Origin of the sequence: Mycolicibacterium agri, from assembly GCF_002553505.1 — a bacterium.
Lineage (GTDB): Bacteria > Actinomycetota > Actinomycetes > Mycobacteriales > Mycobacteriaceae > Mycobacterium > Mycobacterium agri.
The window spans coordinates 1-5361 of the sequence record NZ_PDCP01000164.1 but is presented as its reverse complement, the minus strand read 5'-3'; the positions used below and the strand labels follow the sequence as shown (position 1 = coordinate 5361).

Genomic DNA, 5361 nt, shown 5'->3' with positions numbered 1-5361 from the left:
GAGCGGGGCCGTTCTCATCATCAGATCGTCGTCCACCCCATTGACGCCATCATCGTCATCCTGAGCGACGCGCAACAAACGATCGTCAAAACGCAGTAGTGCCTGGTGGTCCTTCGTGAAGCGCTTTCAAGCACAGACACCGCCCTCGCAAAACTAGCCCGTTCAGGACTGGACGGCGTTGCGGGCGGTGCCGATCCAGAGTATTTGCAGGTAGATCGGGGTGACCGAAAGCGCTACCGCATGAACCGCAGGCTGAGCCCAGCTGAGCAGACGCAGCTGGTTGAGGAGTACCGCGGTGGCAGGTCGACGTACGAACTTGCCCACCAGTTCAGGATCCATCGCCGCACGGTCGTGACACATCTGGAGCGCCACGGTGTCCCCGTTCGTCCGCAACTCAAGATGACGCCGACCGTGGTCGAGCAAGCGAAGCGGCTCTACGCCGACGGTCACTCACTCGCCGCTATCGGTGACGACTTGGGTGTCGACGCCACCACGGTGCTCAATGCGCTCAAGAAAGCAGGCGTGAATCTGCGCGACACCCACGGTCGGCCACGGTAGCCGCCCAGAAGGTCCAAGTTGACGACAACCCACGTCGAGTCTTGACGGGTCGTCGTTTCGGTGCGCGATGGCTGGACGGACAACAGTGCAGGCGGCATGGCATAACTATCTCCGACCTACGCCTCGGCCACCCTTCCGTGAGTCACGGTGAACCTTCGCAGTCCATCCTGCCAATCTCATCGAGCGGTACGCGGCGTCGCCCACTTCCTCGCGCAGCAGCTTTCTCCCGGGTGCCCTGCGCTGCTCTCTTATATCCTCGAATTCTGCGATCGCCGCGGCCTCGACCTTCGTCGAAAGAACGATCTCGCCATCCACCACGACGTGATACCTGCCGTCGTCGGGGACTGCAGATGTGCCTCGCTGGATGCTCACGCCATACCTGGCGTCGGCCCGTTCCCAACCGGTCACGCTCACACCGTACTACTGAAGTTTGCGTGGCTGGATCAGCGAAGATACTCGACGGCCATGGTGGCGTTTCACCCAGCGGCCGACCGCCATGGTGGACGACTCATAACTTTACGAACGCGCCTTCGGCGTGGCGATGCCGTGCCGCCGAGTTATCGCACTAGTGTTCGATTCTTGTCGGTGGCGACGTATACGGTTCGGAGGAAATGGTCAACAAGCTAGTGTTTGGGCTGGTCAGGTACCCATCCGGGCGCGGTGTAGTCGCGCTGCTGAACCGTCCGGCCAGTGGCGTCCGCCCACGCGATCACATCACGGATGTCCCAGATCGAACCACCGGCGAGGCGCACGATCGGCGCGGGAAACGGTGGGCGCGAAGCATCTCTTCGCTGCCAGACATTTACGGTGTTCGGTTCCACGCCGAGCACCTGGCCGATCTCCTTCGGGCCCGCAAGGTATCGGGCGTCATCCACGTCATAACGGTAGGCGAGCGACACGTTCTTATTTGGTCGGCGCGCCGCCGCTGCAAACCGACGGAGATCTCTTACAGTAGCGGGCGTACACCCGTTCGATGGAAAGGTTTGCGATGAGTGAGCCCGCGCGAACTACGGGAAGTCCGAACGTCGTTGCCTCTGGTAAGCAGTCTGGGCGATCCTGGGATCTGATCCAGGGCGATTGCCGTGAGCAGGCGGCGCTTTTGGAACCTGAATCCATCGACTGTGTCGTGACGAGCCCGCCCTACTTTTGGCAGCGAGATTACGACGTCGAGGGCCAGATCGGCATGGAAGCCACCATCCAGGGGTTCGTTGACAACATCGCTGCGTCGATGGGGGCCCTACGGGAGGCACTCAAGCCCACAGGCACCGTCTTCCTCAATCTGGGCGATACGTACTACAACGCCAAGGGCCGGCCGCACGGTGAAGACGCCAAACATCGGCGTCGACGGATGTCTGTACTGCGAGCGGTCGACGGTCCCGGCCTTGGTCTCCCTCGAAAGTCGCTCATCGGCATTCCGTGGCGGGTTGCGCTTGCTATGCAGGCGGCGGGCTGGACGCTCCGCAGCGACATCATCTGGATGCGCGAGTCAAGCATTCCCGAGCCCACAGCGAAGGATCGCCCCTGGCGCAAGTACGAGCACATCTTCATGTTCACGAAGTCGGTCAGGTACTACTTCGACCGCGAGGCACTGCAAGGCGAGGAAGACGTTTGGTTCATCGAACCAGAGCGGAATTCGCTGGCACGCGGTACCCACTACGCACCCTATCCGCGTGACCTCGTCCGCAGATGTATCGCAGTCGGGTGCCCTGAGGATGGCACAGTGCTTGATCCGTTCACCGGTGGTGGCACCACCATGTCGGTGGCATTAGAAATGAAGCGGCACGCAGTAGGCATCGAACTGAACCAGGACTTCTGCGACCATATTGCGGGCGTGCTCAAGTCGGACACGCGCAAAAAGGGGTAGTTCGACTAACGGGTTGACGGCTACCGTGCTCGTGTGCCGTACCCATCCCCAGAGCTCTTGAAGGCCGCGGCCGCCGACTTGGCGGGCAGCCACCCGCTGACGATCGTGACCATTCCCGCGCTGCTACGGGCGCGCGTGACGGAGGACCAGGATCTTCTAGACGACAAGCCGTTGCCGACCATCCGTGGCTTCGGGACAAAACAAGAGCGGCCGGTTCTCGAGGCGTTCCGCCTACGGGACAACAGCCAGAGCCCCTACCTGGCGGTTTGGCAGGATCCGCCAACGTTCATCAGGGCCGACTACCCAGGGTCGACGCTGCAACGGCTTCGGACACAGGATCTTCTGGGGCAGGAATTGTTCGACATCGCGTGGAACGACGAGCACACCAAGCGAATCGGCACCGCGCTTCGACCGACCGCTGGACATGCTCTCTCGGAACGCGACGTCAAGCCTGTGAAGCGGCTCAGCCTGGCGTTGTGGTTAGGCCGCGACCAAGATCTCCCGAACCTTGATGCGTTCGTGGACTGGTTCAATGCCAACTATCCGCTCGACGAGACCGACCTCGACGACTTCTACTCGGTGGAAGCGCCCGGTTATGTGCCTCCGAGTGGACCGATGGAAGGACTCCTCCAGGCCGGTCGGCCCATCAACGACGACCTGACAATCGAGATCGCACCTGCAACTGAAGAGCCAGCGCCGCTTGACGTGCCGTCCACGACTCCACCGAAGGCGGAAGTGAGCACGGAAAACGAACCAAACGAGGACAATCTCCGATGGACACGCGACTTCTGCGCGTACCCGCTCCGGGACGCCGATGTCACGCGCATAACCCAGACAGTTCTCAAGCGCCTAGCCGAAAGTCGTATCGTCCTGCCAGAAGCTGAAGCTCTCGTTGCCCGCTGCGTGACAGCGCTGTTGGTTGGACACCTGGTTCTCCAGGGACCGCCCGGCACGGGCAAAACGACGTTGGCGCGAATCCTGGCGGACGCATTTGATGTACTCCTGCTCGAGTCGACGGCCACGAGCGAATGGTCACCGTTCCACGTGATCGGTGGCCTTCGGCCAGCGGCCGATGGCAGCCTTCAGCCCTCATACGGCAAGGTCTCCGATGCAGCACTTAAGTGCGCTGTCCATGTGCGCACCGATGTCACTGCGGAAGCAGAAGGCGCAGTTGAGGACTCGGCACCGTCTCGACAGCGGCAAGGTGCATGGCTGTTGATCGACGAATTCAACCGCGCCGACATCGACAAGGCCATCGGCTCGCTTTACACGGTCCTCTCGTCATGCGACGCCGCCAATTTGGAACGAAGCCCAATCGACCTGTGGTTCGAATCTGAAGGACGACAACAGCTTTGGGTGCCAGGCAGGTTCCGGATCATCGCGGCGATGAACGACCTTGACACAAGCTTCGTCAATCCGATTTCACAGGGTCTCACCCGGCGCTTCCAGTTCATCACGGTAGGCACACCGCCGACCGGTGACCCGACTGAACTCAGTACCGAGACAATCAACAGTCTCCACATTGCTTATGACTGGCTGTCGGAAACGTACGGGGCTGTGCTCACGCTTGCCTCGTTGGAGGCCACCAGGCTGGTACTCGCTACCGAGATCAGCTCACTCCAGGCACTGATCACCGGTCTACGGCAGACAACGGACACGGTTGCGGGGTGGCCGGTCGGCACAGCACAGGTTGTGGACATCATGCGTGTCATGCTGCTTCGAACTGTGAGTGGCGCGGAGACGAAGGAAGCGCTCGATTGGGGTGTCGCGGATCGTCTTGTGCCGCAGATGGGTCAGCTCGACGAGTTTCAGCTGTCCCGAGCCGGGGACTTGTTCGAGCACACCGGGCTGACCAATGCCAGAGCGGCGCTTCAGCACCTTTTGGATCCGCATAGCACGTGAGCGCGACTAACGAGACCGAATGGTTGGGCGACCACTCCGGTGACGATGTCGTTCTGATCGACTCGGCTCCGGGGGGCGCACTGAGCGAGGCGGCACGTCAGTCGGCCGTGGAGGCATCGCTGTCGCTACTCGGACTCTACTTCTCAGGCGGCGAGCAGGAATTGGTCGATCGTGCCGCCGCCTCGATGGCTGACGACAGCACCGACCTCGATGTGCTTCGAGCAGGATTGCGGCTGCGCGTCGCACTTGCTGCCACGCGGAAACTGACTGCGCTACTTGAAGCTATCAACAAGCGCTCTACATTCCGGTACGAGCTGCGTGGCGCCGAGCACGTTGGATCTATGAGGGGCGCACTCGACGTTAACAGATGGGTGACGCGCGCACCTGGCGGCGACCAAGACATCACGTTTCCTGTGCTGGAGGTGCGACGGGGAGCCAACACACCGGAAAACATCCTCGCTACCTACGCGGCAATGTGGCTCAACAACGAACTGAAACGCAGCCTCTCGGCGAGCCTTGCGACGCCTGACGCCGTCGAGTACTCCGCGGTGCGTCGCCTCCGTGATCGTCTTGGGCGCGCAGTTCAGCTCCCAGTTTTCACTCAATGTGTTCGCAACGCGCAAGCGATCCGGACAGCGGGAGCTGCCAAACGTGTAGTGGCACAGGTGAATCGGCGACTGCAGCGTCGAGAGATTGCTAATCCCGGCCCGTACCGTGAACTGACCGACTGGATAGAGGGCTGCCTGGATGGCATGCCAGCCGCCAAGGCAGGAGAGATCGACCTCTCCGTCTACGGACCTCGCTTTGAATCGCCCTGGAAATGCTGGAGGCTCCTGACCTTGGAAACGAGGATGCAGGTATGCCGAAGGAACAGTCGCCTGGGAAGCCCACGACGCGCCGTTACAGCTCGGAGGAGAAGGCTGCTGCGGTGCGGATGGTCCGCACGCTGCGCAAAGAGCTGGGCACCGAGCAGGGCACGGTAGCGCGGGTGGCCCGTCAGCTCGGCTACGGCGTGGAGTCGGTGCGCTCCTGGGTAC

7 protein-coding genes are annotated in these 5361 nt (G+C 61.6%); 4 read left to right on the top strand and 3 right to left on the bottom strand.

Annotated features, from left to right (window positions below; all coding sequences use genetic code 11):
• Positions 1–162: 162 nt before the first annotated feature.
• Positions 163–339 (bottom strand): hypothetical protein, encoded by a 177-nt coding sequence (locus CQY20_RS35300; protein ID WP_207767367.1) that lies wholly within the window; start codon positions 337–339, stop codon positions 163–165.
• 12 nt (positions 340–351) lie between these two features.
• Here CQY20_RS35300 and CQY20_RS33135 point away from each other — a divergent pair, with 12 nt between their 5' ends.
• Positions 352–558: a helix-turn-helix domain-containing protein gene (locus tag CQY20_RS33135; protein ID WP_207767366.1), complete on the top strand. Its 207-nt coding sequence runs from the start codon at positions 352–354 to the stop codon at positions 556–558.
• 105 nt (positions 559–663) lie between these two features.
• Here CQY20_RS33135 and CQY20_RS33130 read toward each other — a convergent pair whose 3' ends face one another.
• Positions 664–966, bottom strand: coding sequence for a hypothetical protein (locus tag CQY20_RS33130; protein WP_133119200.1), 303 nt, complete (start codon positions 964–966; stop codon positions 664–666).
• A 215-nt stretch (positions 967–1181) separates the two neighbouring features.
• Positions 1182–1433, bottom strand: coding sequence for a hypothetical protein (locus CQY20_RS33125; RefSeq protein WP_133119199.1), 252 nt, complete (start codon positions 1431–1433; stop codon positions 1182–1184).
• Positions 1434–1546: 113 nt separating this feature from the next.
• On the opposite strand from CQY20_RS33125, the gene CQY20_RS33120 reads away from it, so the two are divergent.
• From CQY20_RS33120 to CQY20_RS33110, 3 genes are all read left to right on the top strand, one after another.
• Positions 1547–2422 (top strand): DNA-methyltransferase, encoded by an 876-nt coding sequence (locus CQY20_RS33120; protein WP_163700458.1) that lies wholly within the window; start codon positions 1547–1549, stop codon positions 2420–2422.
• A 33-nt stretch (positions 2423–2455) separates the two neighbouring features.
• Positions 2456–4324: an AAA family ATPase gene (locus CQY20_RS33115; RefSeq protein ID WP_109789784.1), complete on the top strand. Its 1869-nt coding sequence runs from the start codon at positions 2456–2458 to the stop codon at positions 4322–4324.
• Between the two features lie 859 nt (positions 4325–5183).
• On the top strand, positions 5184–5361 hold a 178-nt coding region (locus CQY20_RS33110), incomplete at its 3' end, for a transposase (protein WP_474630429.1).

Coding starts and splice junctions, on each gene's coding strand:
- CQY20_RS33120 (WP_163700458.1), top strand. CDS start 1,547: ATGAGTGAGCCCGCGCGAACTACGGGAAGTCCGAACGTCGTTGCCTCT.
- CQY20_RS35300 (WP_207767367.1), bottom strand. CDS start 339: ATGGATCCTGAACTGGTGGGCAAGTTCGTACGTCGACCTGCCACCGCG.